Origin of the sequence: Pseudonocardia nantongensis (genome assembly GCF_046546495.1) — a bacterium.
In the GTDB taxonomy this organism is placed as follows: domain Bacteria; phylum Actinomycetota; class Actinomycetes; order Mycobacteriales; family Pseudonocardiaceae; genus Pseudonocardia; species Pseudonocardia nantongensis.
Genome location: NZ_JBKGXT010000023.1, coordinates 1 through 13765, shown reverse-complemented (window position 1 = coordinate 13765; position 13765 = coordinate 1). Strand labels below are relative to the sequence as shown.

General features: G+C 74.4%; 13 protein-coding genes. 8 read left to right on the top strand and 5 right to left on the bottom strand.

From position 1 onward, the window contains the following. The first annotated feature begins 352 nt into the window (after positions 1-352). Positions 353-625: a hypothetical protein gene (locus tag ACLFMI_RS21935; protein WP_410949813.1), complete on the top strand. Its 273-nt coding sequence runs from the start codon at positions 353-355 to the stop codon at positions 623-625. 172 nt (positions 626-797) lie between these two features. Here the strand turns inward: ACLFMI_RS21935 and mftR are convergent, their stop codons facing one another. Continuing rightward, entirely contained in the window at positions 798-1433 is a 636-nt protein-coding gene (mftR, locus tag ACLFMI_RS21930; protein WP_410949812.1) for a mycofactocin system transcriptional regulator, read from the bottom strand. 284 nt (positions 1434-1717) lie between these two features. On the opposite strand from mftR, the gene ACLFMI_RS21925 reads away from it, so the two are divergent. The 3 genes from ACLFMI_RS21925 (at position 1718) to ACLFMI_RS21915 (ending at position 4063) form a co-directional block, all read left to right on the top strand. Next, the gene (locus tag ACLFMI_RS21925) at positions 1718-2800 is read left to right on the top strand and encodes a sigma-70 family RNA polymerase sigma factor (protein ID WP_410949811.1); all 1083 of its coding nucleotides are present in this window, start codon (positions 1718-1720) and stop codon (positions 2798-2800) included. Between the two features lie 65 nt (positions 2801-2865). Beyond that, a complete protein-coding gene (locus ACLFMI_RS21920) occupies positions 2866-3408 on the top strand; it encodes an ATP-dependent Clp protease proteolytic subunit (protein ID WP_410949810.1) in 543 nt (180 codons plus the stop codon). 10 nt (positions 3409-3418) lie between these two features. Beyond that, positions 3419-4063: a MerR family transcriptional regulator gene (locus tag ACLFMI_RS21915; protein WP_410949809.1), complete on the top strand. Its 645-nt coding sequence runs from the start codon at positions 3419-3421 to the stop codon at positions 4061-4063. A 141-nt stretch (positions 4064-4204) separates the two neighbouring features. On the opposite strand, the gene ACLFMI_RS21910 is transcribed toward ACLFMI_RS21915, so the two are convergent. Beyond that, the gene (locus ACLFMI_RS21910; protein ID WP_410949808.1) at positions 4205-4822 is read right to left on the bottom strand and encodes a TetR/AcrR family transcriptional regulator; all 618 of its coding nucleotides are present in this window, start codon (positions 4820-4822) and stop codon (positions 4205-4207) included. Between the two features lie 125 nt (positions 4823-4947). Between ACLFMI_RS21910 and ACLFMI_RS21905 the strand changes: the two genes are divergently transcribed. Both ACLFMI_RS21905 and ACLFMI_RS21900 read left to right on the top strand, forming a co-directional pair. Next, positions 4948-6090, top strand: a complete 1143-nt coding sequence (locus ACLFMI_RS21905; RefSeq protein WP_410949807.1) for an acyl-CoA dehydrogenase family protein — start codon at positions 4948-4950, stop codon at positions 6088-6090. Positions 6091-6131: 41 nt separating this feature from the next. Beyond that, positions 6132-8942, top strand: a complete 2811-nt coding sequence (locus ACLFMI_RS21900; protein WP_410949806.1) for a type II toxin-antitoxin system Rv0910 family toxin — start codon at positions 6132-6134, stop codon at positions 8940-8942. Between the two features lie 317 nt (positions 8943-9259). Here the strand turns inward: ACLFMI_RS21900 and ACLFMI_RS21895 are convergent, their stop codons facing one another. From ACLFMI_RS21895 to ACLFMI_RS21885, 3 genes are all read right to left on the bottom strand, one after another. Next, a complete protein-coding gene (locus ACLFMI_RS21895) occupies positions 9260-10759 on the bottom strand; it encodes a glycosyltransferase family 39 protein (RefSeq protein ID WP_410949805.1) in 1500 nt (499 codons plus the stop codon). A gap of 209 nt (positions 10760-10968) precedes the next feature. Next, on the bottom strand, positions 10969-11445 hold the full coding sequence (locus ACLFMI_RS21890; RefSeq protein ID WP_458788595.1) for an IS110 family transposase: 477 nt from the start codon (positions 11443-11445) through the stop codon (positions 10969-10971). A 285-nt stretch (positions 11446-11730) separates the two neighbouring features. Continuing rightward, positions 11731-12456: a low temperature requirement protein A gene (locus tag ACLFMI_RS21885; protein ID WP_410949803.1), complete on the bottom strand. Its 726-nt coding sequence runs from the start codon at positions 12454-12456 to the stop codon at positions 11731-11733. 235 nt (positions 12457-12691) lie between these two features. Here ACLFMI_RS21885 and ACLFMI_RS21880 point away from each other — a divergent pair, with 235 nt between their 5' ends. Together ACLFMI_RS21880 and ACLFMI_RS21875 are read left to right on the top strand one after the other, a co-directional pair. Next, the gene (locus ACLFMI_RS21880; protein ID WP_410949802.1) at positions 12692-13210 is read left to right on the top strand and encodes a 2Fe-2S iron-sulfur cluster-binding protein; all 519 of its coding nucleotides are present in this window, start codon (positions 12692-12694) and stop codon (positions 13208-13210) included. Further along, on the top strand, positions 13207-13765 hold a 559-nt coding region (locus tag ACLFMI_RS21875; protein ID WP_410949801.1), incomplete at its 3' end, for an FAD binding domain-containing protein. The genes ACLFMI_RS21880 and ACLFMI_RS21875, both read left to right, overlap by 4 nt.

The window sequence follows — 13765 nt, the reverse complement described above, 5'->3', positions numbered from 1 at the left end:
CCGTTCCGGCCGCCCCGGCTCCCGCGGCACCTGCCACCCCCGCGGTTCCCCCTGCCCCGGCCGCGCCCGCCGCCCCGGTGGGTCCCGCTGCTCCGGCCGTGCCCGCCGCGCCGGCTGTGCCCGCCGCGCCGGCCGCACCGGCTGTGCCCGCCGCGCCGGCCGCTCCGGCCGCGCCGGCCGCACCGCAGGTCCCGGCCACACCGCAGGTCCCGGCCGCCGCCCCCGTACCGGGCACGGCCTCGGCCGCCGAGGTTCCCGCGGCGCAGACCCCGGCCCGGACCGTGCCGCAGGCCCCACCGCCGCCGAGCAGCCGGCGACCCAGCAGGCCGCCGACGGCCCGCAGGGCCCGGCCGTGCCGAACCCGGCCGACGCCGCGCAGGCCCCGGCCGCACCGCAGGTTCCGGGCACGGCCCCGGCAGCACCGCAGGACCCGGCCCAGGCCGTCGCCCCGGCCGCACCGCAGGTGCCCGCGCAGGCCGCGGTGCCGGCCGTCCCGGGAGAGGCGACCGCACCGGAGCCGCAGGCGGCTCCCGCAGACACCCCGGCGGGCGCCGACGAGAACTCCGCCCCGGAGCGGACCGAGAAGCCGAGCCTCTGGGAGCGGCTGTTCGGCACCACCCGCTGACACCCCCGGCGACGGCGTCCCGCGACCCGCGGGGCGCCGTCGCGGCGCGTCCGGACCCGGCGTCCGGCACGGGGTCACCGACCTCTGCGGATCGCGCGAAAGGGAACGGAGCCGCCCGGTCGGGTACCGCACCGGGCACCGGGTGGGCCGGGCACACCGCGCGGGTCGGCGCTCAGGCCAGTTCGGTGCCCCACCCGCGTTCCAGCGAGCGGAAGACCCGGTCCAGCAGGTCGGTGAGCTCCGCGGCGTCGTCGGCGAGCCAGCGCTCGTAGGCCGCGATGCAGACCCCCAGGCAGGCATGCCCCACGCTCTGCGGCACCAGGGCCGACGCCGGTTCCCCGCGCCGCAGCGCGACGTGGTCGGCGACGACCTGGCGCCAGGCGCCGTAGCGCAGCGTGGAGTGCGCCTGCAGGGCCGGGGTCTGCAGGATCAGCCGCAGCCGCCTGCGGTGCCACGGCTGTTCCGCCGGTTCGACGCGGTTGAAATCGAGCACCGCCCGCCGGATCCCCTCCAGCGCGGGCAGTCCCGCCGGCTGCGCGGCGAGCACCTCCCGCATCCTGTCGAGCTGTTCGTCGAAGTTGCCCCAGGCGACGTCGTTCTTGGAGGCGTAGTAGCGGAAGAACGTCCGGCGGCCGATGCCCGCGGCGTGCGCGACGTCGTCGACGGTGGTGTGCTCGAACCCCTGCTCGCTGAACATCTCGAGCGCGATGTGCTCGATCTCCGGCCGCGAGGTCACCGGCCGGCGCCCGGCCCGGCGCAGTCCGGCGCGGCGGGCGTCACCCGTGTCGTTCCCGACCGTCGCCGACATCCCTCGTTCCGTGCCTTCCGGCCATCCAGCTGTGCCACACCGGGCCAGCGCCCCGGGAGGCCGTCGGTGCGCCGCCTCCGAGCATCCCACGTCCCCCGCCGATGGTCATCGAGCACGCGGCCGGGCGACCTCCGGGAGCGGGCCCGACCACCGGCCGTCGACCGCTACCGCGGTCCGTTCACCGGAAAGGGCTCCCGAACTGTCGGTGATGCACGGCACACTCACGCACACGACGGGGCCGGTCCGACCGGCCCACCCGACGTCCGAGCCCGCAAGGGGGACCCATGAGCGCACCGGCACGGACCGGCTCCGGACTCGACGAGGCCGGAGGCGTCGACAACCGCCCGCTGGACCTGCGGCTCGAGGACCACCGGCGGGAACTGACCGGCTACTGCTACCGGATGCTCGGCTCCGCGTTCGAGGCCGAGGACGCGGTGCAGGACACGATGGTCCGCGCGTGGAAGGGGCTGGCGAAGTTCGACGGCCGGTCGTCGCTGCGGTCCTGGCTGTACCGGATCGCCACCAACGTCTGCATCGACGCGCTGAACGGGCGCAAGCGGCGCGCGGTGCCGATGGACGTCGGCGGCCCCGGCGCCCCGGTCGCGGAGTCGCTGCGCGAGCCGCTGCCGGACGCCGAGTGGCTGGAACCGATGCCCGACGCGCGGGTCTCCACCCCGGCCGGAGACCCGGCCGACAAGGCGATCGCGAGGGAGACGATCCGGCTGGCGTTCGTCGCGGCGCTGCAGCACCTGCCGGCCCGGCAGCGTGCCGTGCTGATCCTGCGCGAGGTGCTGTGCTGGAAGGCGGCCGAGGTCGCCGCGCTGCTCGACACGTCGGTCGCCTCGGTGAACAGCGCCCTGCAGCGGGCCCGCGCGACGCTGGGCGAGCAGGGGATCTCGGAGGCCGCTCCGGGGACCGCGCCGTCGATGGACACGGCGCACACCGAGCTCCTGATGCGCTACATGGCGGCGTTCGAGGCCTTCGACATGGAGGCGCTGACCGCGCTGCTGCACCAGGACGTCGAGCAGAACATGCCCCCCCTGGAGCTGTGGTTCCGTGGCCGGGAGGACGTCATCGCCTGGATGGCCACCGGCCCCGGCCAGGCCTGCCGCGGCTCGCGGGTCGCCCCGGTCGCGATCAACGGCACGCTCGGGTTCGCGCAGTGGAAGCCCTCCGGGCCGGACGGCGGGTTCGAGGCCTGGGGCATCCATGCCCTGCGGATCGAGGACGGCCTCGTCACCGGGCTGAGCATCTTCCTCAACAAGGATCTCTTCGGGTACTTCGGGCTGCCGCTGAAGCTGGCCGACCGGCCCGAGCTGTGGGAGCCGAAGCTCGCTGTCGGCGAAACCGGTCCGCCGACAGCGTAATCGCAGGTGGGAGGGCGGGCCGCGGCCTAGCGTCGGTACTCGAGACCGAGCGAACGGAGGCCCGAATGCCTGCCCTGTCCACCACGTCCGAACTCGCCGACCGGCTCCTGGGCGAGCGGATCGTGCTGCTCGCCCGGGAGCTGGACGACGACGTCGCCGCCGAGACCTGCGCCCGGCTGATCCTGCTCGCCGCGGAGGACCCGCGCCGCGAGATGACCCTGCAGGTCCTCTCCCCCGGCGGCTCGCCGGTGGCGGCGATGGCCGTGCACGACACGATCCGCGCCCTGGGCGTCGACGTCGTCACCGTCGCGATCGGGTCGCTGGCCGGTCCGGTGCCGTTCCTGGTCGCGTCCGGTACGGCGGGGAAGCGGTTCGCACTGCCGCACGCGGCGTTCCTCCCGTCCGCCGACGGCCAGGCGCGCGGCGCCCACCCCGGCGACGTGCGGGTCCGCGCCGACCACCTGACCCGGCGTCGCGAGGAGATCGACACGCTGACCGCCACCTACTGCGGCCGCGCGCTACCCGACGACGCGCGGGACCGCTGGCTGTCGGCGGCCGACGCCGTGTCGCTCGGCCTCGTCGATCACGTCCGCGGATCGGATAGCTAAACTCTCGCAGGTGCGAGTCTCCGAGCTGTCCCGGTCGTCCGGCGTCCCGGTCGCGACGATCAAGTACTACCTGCGGGAGGGGCTGCTGGCCCGCGGGGCGACGACGTCCCCCAACCAGGCCCGCTACGACAGCTCCCACCTGCGCCGGCTCCGGCTGATCCGGGCGCTGGTCGAGGTCGGCGGCCTGCCGATCGCCGTGGTCAAGGAGGTGCTCGGCGCGGTCGACGACCCGGACACCGGGCTGCACGGGGTGCTCGGCCGCACCGTCTACGCGATCACCGGCACCGGCGGGACCGAGGCCGACAGCGACGTCACCGACGCGGCCGAGGCCGACGTCCGGGCCATCACCGCGCACACCGGCTGGCGGGTCTCGGAGAAGGCGCCGGCCCTCGCCGGTGCCCGCAGCGTGCTGGCCCGGATGCACGAGCTCGGTCACGCGCCGGGCGAGGACACGCTGCGGCTCTGGGCGGAGGCCGCCGACCGGGCGGCCGACGGCGACCTGCGGGCCGTCGCCCACAGAGAGGCCGACGCGGGCCGCGAGGGCGCCGCGGAGACCGCACTGGTCGGGACGGTGCTCGGCGACGCCCTGCTGGCCGCGCTGCGCCGGATCGCGCAGGAGAGCCACTCCGCCGCCCGCTACCGGTCGGACTGCTGACACCACATCCGTTCCCGCACCCGCTCCCGACAGACGCGCACGACACCGGAGAACGCGCGCGAGGTCCAGTGCGCGTTCTCCGGCCGCACGCGCGTTCTGCGACGAGAGGCCGGCACCGGGGGCCACGCAGCGTCCGCGCGATCACATCCGCGCCGCGGCCGTGTAGAGCGCCGTCAGATGCTCCACCAGGGAGTCGAGCGGGACCGGCGGCCCGGGGTCGGTGGCATACCCGATCAGCACCTCGACCAGGCCCCCGGTCAGCACCGCCGCGCTCGTCGTCAGGTCGCGTCCGTCGCCGGGGCCCCGCAGCGAGCGCATGAGCTGGGCGGCCAGCACGCCGAACGACTCGATCAGGTCCCGCCGCCGGCCACGGAACTCCGGCGTGGCCAGGGACTCCATCAGCGCGACCCGGATGGTGCGGGGGTCCGCGGTGAACCAGTCGGCGAGCGCCTGGAGCACCGCCCGCGCCCGGGCCTCCGGGTCGGAGGAGGCGGGCGGGTCGGAGGAGACCGCGCGACGGACGAGCTCGCGGACGTCCTCGGCGATCCGTGCGGTCACCGCGTGGAACAGGTCCTCCCGGCTGCCGAACAGCTCGTAGAAGTACCGGGGGCTCAGCCCCGCCACCCGGCACACGTCGGAGACGGTCCCGTTCGCCCAGCCCCGGTCCGCGAAGACCCCGAGGCCGGCGTCCAGTAACTGCTCGAACCGCCGGGAGGAGCGTTCCTGCGCGGTCATCCCGGCATACACCCGTTCCGCCATCGCCCCTCCACAAACCGATCTAGAACGACACTTTACAAGATGAATGGTGCCGTTCATGATGCTGGCAGATCACCCCGCCGGGTGCGGGGACACCTGCTGGACCGACCGAGGAGCCGGACCCCCTCATGAGCGACGCCTGGGACACCGACGAGCGCAAGGCCCTGCGAGCCTCCGCGCGGCGCTTCACCGAGGCCGAGATCGTGCCGCACCTCCCCGAGTGGGAGGCGGCCGGCGCGGTGCCCCGCGCGCTGCACGCCTCGGCGGCGAAGGCCGGCCTGCTCGGCGTCGGCTTCCCCGAGGAGGCCGGTGGCGAGGGCGGCGGCCCGATCGACACCTGGGTGATCGCCGAGGAGATCATCCAGTCCGGCGGGTCCAGCGGCCTGACCTCGGCCCTCTACACGCACGGCATCGGCCTCCCGCACCTGGTCGAGGCCGGTGACCCGGCGCTGATCGAGCGGGTCGCCCGTCCGGTGCTGGCCGGCGACAAGATCATCTCGCTCGCGATCACCGAGCCCGAGGGCGGCTCGGACGTCGCCGGGATCACCACCCGGGCGGTGCGTGACGGCGACGGGTACGTCGTCAACGGCGCCAAGCTCTACATCACCTCGGCCACCCGCGCGGACTTCTTCACCGTGGCCGTCCGCACCGGCGAGGACGGGGCCGGCGGCATCTCGCTGCTACTGCTCGAGCGGGACATGCCCGGCCTGACCGTCTCCGAGCCGCTGCAGAAGATGGGCTGGCTGTGCTCGGACACCGCGGAGCTCTCGTTCACCGACGTGCGCGTCCCGGCCGGCAACCTCACCGGCGCGGAGAACACCGGCTTCTACGCGATCATGGGCCAGTTCGCCGCCGAACGGCTCAGCCTGGCCGTTCAGGCCTACGCCACCGCGCAGCGCTGCCTCGACCTCACGATCGACTGGGTGCGCCGGCGGGAGACCTTCGGACGCCCGCTCTCGACCCGTCAGGTGGTGCGACACCGCATCGCCGAGATGGCCCGTCAGACCGACGTCGCCCGCACCTACACCCGCGCGGTGATCGACCGCTGGCAGGCGGGCGAGAACGTGTTCGCCGAGGTCGCGATGGCGAAGAACACCGCGGTGGCGGCGTGCGACTCGGTCGTCGACAGCGCGGTCCAGCTCTTCGGCGGGATGGGCTACATGCGGGAGTCGGAGGTGGAGCGCCACTACCGCGACAGCCGGATCCTGGGCATCGGCGGCGGGACGACCGAGATCATGACCGAGATCACGGCCCGGCTGATCCTCGCCTGAATCCGGCGCCAGCCCACCGTTCCCTGCTGACGGGAGTCCCGATGTCCACCGATCCCGAGCGCACCGACCGCTACGAGCGCACCGTCGCCGCGGATGCCGCCGTCCCGGCCGCCCCCGGCCCCACCCGTCGCCTGGTCGGTGACCTGTCGCGGTGGCCGGACTGGCTGGCCCTGCACGCCGGCTGGCGCGGGACCCCGCCCTCCGGCGCCGTCGCCGGGGTGACCTTCGGCGAGCGGCTGACGCTGATGGGGATCCCGGTCGACGTCTCCTGGGAGGTCACCGACGTCACCGAGGACCGGGTGGAGCTGCAGGGATCCGGGCCGATGCAGCTCGCACTCGGGCTGTCCGTCGCGGTGGCGGCCGACGGCGAGGGGTCCCGGGTCCGGGTCGAGGCCGGGGTGGGCGGGGACCCGGTCTCCGGTCCGATGGGCGCCACCGTGCTCAAGAGCCTCGAGGAGGCGGTGACCGACTCCGTGCAGCGGCTCGCCGGGCTGCTCGCCGCACCGCAGGACGACACCGACCCGCAGGACGAGGACGCCGCGGCCGCCCCGGTACGTCACACCCGGACCGGCCGGCTGCTGGACCCGCGCACGCCGGTGATCGTCGGCGTCGGCCAGGTCGTCCGCCGGACGCCGGACCTGGAGCACCCGGCCGACCCCGCGACGCTGGCCGCGGAGGCCGCGCGCGCCGCCGAGGGCGACAGCGGTGGCGCCCTGCTCGGGCGGCTCGACGAGATCCACGCCGTCGCCAGCGCGTCGTGGAACTACCGCGACCTGGGCCGGGCCGTCGCCGGGAAGCTCGGGACCGACCCGGGCCACACCGTCATGTCGGCGCGCTACGGAGGCGACGCCGGGCACGTGCTGCTGGCCGCCGCCGGGCAGTCGATCGCCGAGGGCAGCGCCTCGGTGGCGCTGGTGTGCGGGGCCGAGGCGGGCAACACGCTGGCCGCCGCGCAGAAGGCCGGGGTGGACACCGGTTGGCCGGAGCAGCCGGACGACGTGCGGCCCGACGAGGTGCTCGGCAGCGAGAAGGCGCCCAACAACGCCGCCGAGACCGCGGCCGGGCTGAGCATCCCGGTCCCGCACTACGCGCTGATGGAGTCGGCGCTGCGGGCGCGCGCGGGCGCCACCCCCGAGGAGCACACGCGCTACCTCGCCCGGCTCTGGTCCCGGTTCTCCGAGATCGCGGCCGGAAACGAGCACGCCTGGCTGCCCGAGGTGTTCGGGGCCGAACGGCTCGCGACGCCCGACCCGGACAACCGGATGGTCAGCTCGCCCTATCCGAAGCTGCTCTGCGCCAACCTGCAGGTCGACATGGCCGCGGCGGTGCTCGTCACCAGCGTCGCCGCCGCCCAGGAGGCGGGCATCCCGCAGGACCGCTGGGTGTTCCCGCACGCCGCGGCGGCCGCCCACGACGAGTGGTTCTTCTCCGAGCGGGGCGACCTCGCCGCGTCCCCGGCGATCCGCGGCATCGGCGCGGCCGCCCTCGAGCACGCCGGGCTGAGCATGGACGACGTCCGGCACGTCGACCTCTACTCCTGCTTCCCCGCGGCGGTCCAGATCGCCGCCACCGAGCTCGGGCTGCCCCTCGACGACCCGGAGCGGCCGCTGTCGGTGACCGGCGGGCTGACCTTCGGCGGCGGGCCCGGCAACAACTACGGCACGCACGCCGTCGCCAGCCTCGTGCCGCGGCTGCGGGCCGACCCGACCGGCTACGGCCTCTCGACGTCACTGGGCTGGTACGCCACCAAGCACGCGCTGGGCATCTTCTCGGCCCAGCCGCCGGAGCGGCCGTACCGGTCCCTGCGCCCGGCACTCGCCCCGTCGCCGAGCCGTCCGGCACTCGAGTCCTACGCCGGCCCGGGGGTGCTCGAGGCGTGCACGGTGCAGTACCGGCGCGACGGGTCGGCGTCGGGCGCCATCCTGTCCGTGCTCACCCCGGACGGCGCCCGGGCCCTGGTCCGGAGCCGGCAGCAGGACGTCGTCGACGCCGCGGCCCACGACGACCTGCTCGGCCTGCCGGTCGAGGTCACCGACCCGGCCACCCTGCGCATCACCGGCCGTGCCCCGGGCCCGCTGCCGGAACCGCCGGCGATGCCGGTGCTCCTGGAGAAGCGGGGGCCGATCGCGGTGATCACGCTGAACCGGCCCGAACGCCGGAACGCGATCGACCCGCGGACCGCGGAGCTGCTCGAACAGATCGTGGACCACGTCGAGGCGGACCCGTCGCTGCGGATCGCGGTCATCACCGGTGCCGGCGGCTCGTTCTGTGCCGGGATGGACCTCAAGGCCGCCGCCGCGGGCGGGGTCGCGATCACCGAGCGGGGCGGGCCGCTGGGCATCACGGCGCGGCCGATGACCACGCCGCTCATCGCCGCAGTGGAGGGGCACGCGCTCGCCGGCGGGTTCGAGCTCGCCCTGGTCGCCGACCTCGTCGTGGCCTCGACCGAGTCGCAGTTCGGGCTGCCCGAGGCCAAGCGCGGGCTGGTGGCCGCGGCCGGCGGCGTGCTACGGAGCGCCCAGCGCCTGCCCCGCAACCTGGCCATGGAGCTCGCGCTGACCGGCAGCCCGGTCCCCGCCGCGCGGATGGCCGAGTTCGGCCTGGTCAACCGGCTCGCCGCACCGGGCGAGGTACTCGACACGGCCCTCGCCCTGGCCGGTGAGATCGCCGCCAACGCGCCGCTGTCGGTCCGGGTGAGCAAGCAGATCATCGAGGAGTCGCCGGACTGGTCGGTGGCCGAGGCCTTCGCCCGCCAGAGCGAGCTGGCCACGGTCGCGGTCCAGTCCCGGGACGCGGCCGAGGGCGTCACCGCGTTCGCCGAGAAACGGGACCCGGTCTGGACCGGCCACTGATCGACCCGGCCGCCCCCGGACCGCTCCCCTGTGGCCCGGAAGGAGAACGCGATCCTCCCGAAGACGTTCTCCTGGCGGATCTCGCCGACCTCGGCGCCGTCGGGTCGTGCCACGAGGACACGCGATCGGAACGCCTTCGCCGGCCGGGTGAGTATCAGGACCAGGTTCCCGTCCGGATCGCGCACCTGCAGCCGGACCGCCTTGAACTGGTCGTTGGAGCCCAGCCACCGCGCGGCCTTCGCAAGCCCGCCCTGCTCGACCTGCACCATCCGGGCGAGCTGGACCTGGCGCCGGATGCGCGAGGGCAGGTCGCTCAGTCAGCCCACCGACAGGGTGCGAAGCTGGGGCCAGACCGCCGACCAGGACCCGTTTCGCCCGGTCGCCAGCCACAACCCGGCGTCTTCCCCGACGTCGCCGACCCGTCGCAGATCGGTGAAGTGCGGGCGCAGCCCCTCCGGGTCGGAGCCGAGGAACAGCACCGCGTCGATGTCGTCGGACGGCGGGGGGAAGTAACCGTAGCTGCGGTTGCCGCTGTAGGCGGGCGGGAGACCGTGCCGCTCCCGGTAGCCGTCCACATAGGCCGCGTAGATGTAGGACTGTCCGAACACCGCCGTCCGCCGCTGCTGCTCCGGCGTCAGTTCCCGGAAGGCGGCCGCGGTCTTCGCCACGATCCCCTCCGGGACCTCCGGTGCGACGAGCATGGGCGCGCCGACCAGCAGCACGCCGGCCAGCAACGCGCTGGCGGTGAACCCGGGCCAGGCGACCCAGCTCAGCGACCAGGTGCGCGTCGACGGCTCCCCCGTACCGGCGCCCCGACGGGCCTCGCGGCGCCGCTGCATGCCCACCGCACCCGCCGCGGCGAGCAGGCCGTAGAGCCCGTCCAGGTAGTAGGGCCGTCCGGTGATCACGACGAACAGCACGTACATCGCGACGGCGGTCACCCCGAGGAACCGGTATGGGCGCAGCTCCCCCGCGCGCAGCAACCGCACGACGCCGTAGAGCGACAGCACCAGGCCCGCCAGCCCGGCGCCGACCAGCATCAGCACGGCAACACCCCAGCGTCCGCCGTAGAGCGCCTCGGACTCGGCGACGACCACCGGTCCCATCCGCAGCTGCGGCCAGTCGTGCAGGGCCTGCCAGATCAGCGTCGGCGCGGCGAGCAGCGCACCGATGCCGGCGGCGGCCCAGAGCAGCGGGCGGCGCAGCAGCTCGCGCGGGCCGCACGCGAGCACGCTCAGCACCAGCACCGCGCAGAGCAGGAGCACCTGGAACTTCGTCTCGGCGGCGATCCCGGCGACGACGCCGACGCCGAGCAGCAGCCGGTCGTCGCGGGTCCGGACCCAGCGGACCAGCAGCCAGCACAGCAACAACCACTGCACCGGTTCGAGTGTGTACGGGGTGAGCCAGTGCCCGGCCAGCGTCGCCCACAGTCCGGTGGCCTGCGCGCCGGCGGTCAGCACCTGCGCGCGCCGGTCGCCGCCGAGCTCGCGGGCGATCAGCGCCGCGACGACGACCGCAGCCGCGGTGGCCAGCACCGCCGGGATGCGCAGGGCCAGGATCGAGCCGGGTGCGATCGCGTCCATCAGCGCGGCCAGCAGCGGCGCCAGCGGTGGCTGGTCGGCCGAGCCCCAGTCCAGGTGGTCCCGGCCGAGCACCAGCATCAGCAGCTCGTCGAACCAGTAGCCGCGGCCGAGCCCGGCCGCCACGAGGTGCGCGATCGCGACCACCCCGGCGATCGCGAGCACCGGTAGCCGGGCGAAGCGGTGCACCGTGTCGGCGAGTGTCGGCGGCGGTGCGGGCGCGGCGGTCGTCTGCATGGTCCCCCCAGGTCGCGAGCCCGGTCAGTACAGCGGACCCGCCCGAACGGTGCAGCGGCATTCGGTCCGGTGCGGCTCCGTCCGAAGGTGGCGGCCGTACCGACCTTCGTCGCGTGCCGCCGTGACATTCGCGCTGGGCAAGCGCCGAGTCCTTTGGTACTACAGTCGTGCTAGCAAACCATGCCCGGGAAGTGGCGTCCGGCGAACAGCTACGTCTTCGGCACGGCCGGGCTCGTCGACGAACAGCGGGTGGCGATGCAGCGGTGCCTGGACCCGAACACGTTCGCGCGACTGCAGGCCATCGGCGTGGGCCCGGGTGCAACGGGATTGCCGTGGTCGGGGGGAATCGCCCCGATCCCTGGAGACATCAGCAACCGCGCCAGCCGCTCCGCGTCACGACGATCGGTCTTGACCTTGTCCCCGGACGGGCGTTCCAGCTTCGACGGCGCGACCACCTCGCAGGCGATCCCGGCCGCGGTCAGGGCTCTGGCCAGCCCGAACCCGGTCGGGCCGGCCTCATAACAGGCCGCCACCGGGCCCGGATGGCTCCGGACCCACTCCACGACCTGCTCGGTCCGCGGCCCGACCCGCCGCGTCGAGATCTTCCCGCTGGCCTCGTCGATGGCCGACCCGACCACCGAACGAGCGTGAACGTCGAGCCCGACCCACGTACCCTCTCCAGACACCGGCGCCTCCCGTAATTGCGGCACCGACACCCGCTGACGGTGACCCGCGCCAACTTCCGAGCGAGGCGCCGGCCTCCATACGGTCTAGGTCGAAGGTGTTGAGCTGGGCGAGGCCGCGCTTGCCGGCGACGCGGACGAGCACGGCCAGCGCGAGATATACCGCGACTGCGCGAAGTAGGATCTCCCACACGGGGACTTCGAGGGCAAACACCTGCGACATCGACCTTCCTCCTTCGCTCAGTGGGAGCTGCCGACAGGCCCGATCTCGGGTCGCCGCCAGAGCTCTCATCCAGTCTGGAGCGCGCAGACGACGGTCAGTGCCGCGAGCGCGGCCAGCGCGGGTGCGAACATGGCGAGCGGGATGACCGCGGCCGCGGCCAGCGCAGCGAGCACCCGGTCGGTGGCCAGCTGGTGGTGGTCCCGCCAGCGGTAGCCGACGTCCGCGGCGAAGAACAGCGCAACCCCGCCGGCCAGGGCCGGCGCGGGCAGCGGCGACAGGGGCTCGTCCACCCCCGCGACGGCCTCGTGCACGCCGAGCGCGAAGAACACGACCCCGGCAATCAGCGGCAGGTGCGGGTAGCTGTAGGAGTCCCGCGCCAGCCGCGCCCGATCCTGGCCCTCGGCGCCCCGCAGCCGGCGCTCTGCACCGCTGCGGATGTAGCCGAAGTAGGACCACCACAGTCCGGCCGCGATCAGCACGGCGAGCACGACCGCGCCGAGCACCGCGGGCCGGGCGAGGTTCTCCTCGGCTCCGGCGCCGACCTCCACGATCGCCTCACCCAACGCGATGATGACGACCAGACCGTGCCGTTCGACGAAGTATGACGGCGCGATCCGCCAACCGCCTGTGCCAACGAGGAGCGGCCCGGAGACGTCGATCAGGGCAGCTGCGGTCCACAGCAGCTCCCGAACCGGCGACTCGAGGAATGCCGCGACCACGATGAGCGCCGGCCCGGTGAGCAGGGTGGAGACTCCCGACCTACCAAGGCAGCAAGCACTGCGGATCGGCATCACTGGTGTCTGGGTTCATTCGGGGGTGCCCGCACCGGGCTCGGCGTGATCGACGGGCGTCACGACCTTGGCTCATGAGGTGCCGGCCCCCCGAACAGGACCGCCAGCGTGTCCGCCGGTAGCCCCAGGGGCGGGGCACCGCCGGCGGGCCGGGCTGCGCCAGGTGGGCGAGAACCGGGTCAACACCACGGTGCCCCGCGCGCATGAGCGCAGTCGATCCGGGTATCCGATCGCCGTGGACGCCACCCTCACCCTCACCCTCGACGGGCGGCCGAGGACGCTGACCGTCGACACCCGGACCACCGTGCTCGACGCGCTGCGCGAGCATCTCGACGCCACCAGCCCGAAGAAGGGGTGCGACCACGGGCAGTGTGGGTCCTGTACGGTGCTGTGCAACGGTCGCCGGACGCTGGCCTGCCTGTCCCTGGCCGTCGCCCACGACGGTGACGAGATCACCACCGCCGACGGGCTCGCGCCCGAGGGTGAGCGGCACGCGATGCAGGACGCGTTCCTGGACTCCGACGCCTACCAGTGCGGCTACTGCACCCCCGGCCAGATCTGCTCCGCGGTCGGCATGCTCGCCGAGGCCGCCGCGGGGCACCCCAGCGCCGCGTCCGGCGACGTCGCCGCCCCGCCGGCGCTGGACCGCACCGAGATCGCCGAGCGGATGAGCGGGAACCTCTGCCGCTGCGCCGCCTACGTCAACATCGTCACCGCCATCGAGCGGGTCCACGCGGGGGAGGGCGCCCGATGAAGCCGTTCGCCTACGCCCGCCCGGACGACGCCGCGGACGCCGTCGCCACCGTCGCCGCCGACCCGGACGCCGCGTTCCTCGCCGGCGGTACCAACCTCATCGACCACCTCAAGCTCGGCATCGCGTCGCCGACGACGCTGGTCGACGTCACCGCCCTGACCTCGAACCGGATCGACGACCTCGCCCCTGCCGACGGGGACACCGAGGGCGGCCTGCGGATCGGCGCCGCGGTGCGCAACTCCGACCTCGCCGCGCACCGCCGGGTGCGCGCCGAGTACCCGGTGCTCGCCGAGGCGCTGCTCGAGGGGGCGTCGGGGCAGCTGCGGAACATGGCCACCACCGGCGGCAACCTGCTCCAGCGCACCCGCTGCGCCTACTTCCAGGACCGAACGACCCCGTGCAACAAGCGCGAGCCGGGCAGCGGCTGCTCGGCGATCGGCGGCTGGGCGCGCTACCACGCGATCCTCGGGGCCACCCATGAGCCGGCGGGCGAGGCATGCGTGGCCACCCACCCCTCGGACATGGCCGTCGCGATGGCCGTGCTCGGCGCGCAGG

What these genes read in the sequence shown, in the direction of transcription:
- ACLFMI_RS21895 (WP_410949805.1), bottom strand. Translation starts at nt 10,759, where the DNA reads ATGCAGACGACCGCCGCGCCCGCACCGCCGCCGACACTCGCCGACACG.
- ACLFMI_RS21885 (WP_410949803.1), bottom strand. Translation starts at nt 12,456, where the DNA reads ATGCCGATCCGCAGTGCTTGCTGCCTTGGTAGGTCGGGAGTCTCCACC.
- ACLFMI_RS21910 (WP_410949808.1), bottom strand. Translation starts at nt 4,822, where the DNA reads ATGGCGGAACGGGTGTATGCCGGGATGACCGCGCAGGAACGCTCCTCC.
- ACLFMI_RS21905 (WP_410949807.1), top strand. Translation starts at nt 4,948, where the DNA reads ATGAGCGACGCCTGGGACACCGACGAGCGCAAGGCCCTGCGAGCCTCC.
- ACLFMI_RS21900 (WP_410949806.1), top strand. Translation starts at nt 6,132, where the DNA reads ATGTCCACCGATCCCGAGCGCACCGACCGCTACGAGCGCACCGTCGCC.
- ACLFMI_RS21920 (WP_410949810.1), top strand. Translation starts at nt 2,866, where the DNA reads ATGCCTGCCCTGTCCACCACGTCCGAACTCGCCGACCGGCTCCTGGGC.
- mftR (WP_410949812.1), bottom strand. Translation starts at nt 1,433, where the DNA reads ATGTCGGCGACGGTCGGGAACGACACGGGTGACGCCCGCCGCGCCGGA.
- ACLFMI_RS21925 (WP_410949811.1), top strand. Translation starts at nt 1,718, where the DNA reads ATGAGCGCACCGGCACGGACCGGCTCCGGACTCGACGAGGCCGGAGGC.